Source organism: Pseudoalteromonas sp. 19-MNA-CIBAN-0066 (genome assembly GCF_040308705.1).
In the GTDB taxonomy this organism is placed as follows: Bacteria; Pseudomonadota; Gammaproteobacteria; order Enterobacterales; family Alteromonadaceae; genus Pseudoalteromonas; species Pseudoalteromonas nigrifaciens.
On sequence record NZ_JBEONZ010000150.1, the window covers coordinates 1 to 290 of the forward strand.

General features: G+C 43.4%; 1 pseudogene. It reads right to left on the reverse strand.

Annotated features, from left to right (window positions below):
• Positions 1-269, reverse strand: a pseudogene (locus AAEZ18_RS18590) (IS21 family transposase); the annotation flags it as partial.
• Positions 270-290: the final 21 nt, after the last annotated feature.

Consider the following 290-nt stretch of genomic DNA (forward strand, 5'->3'; position numbering starts at 1 on the left):
AAGGACATATCAAATAAAGGCATGCTCACTTCTGCCGGCTGTGGTGGTGCAACAGGTTGGAGCGGGGGTAAAGATTGAAGGTATGTCTGCTCTTCTTTTAATCTATCTGCGGGTTTTACTTTTATTGTGTCGTGAATACGCTGGTTAGCCACTGTGTTCAACCAGTTAATGACTTCAACATTGGCAGTTTCAACGTCCAAAGTAAGTTCAAGGGCAGATAATTTAGTGGCCAATGGCTGATAAAAGTTATCGCGCACATAGCGTACCATTCGCTCTACTTTGCCTTTTGT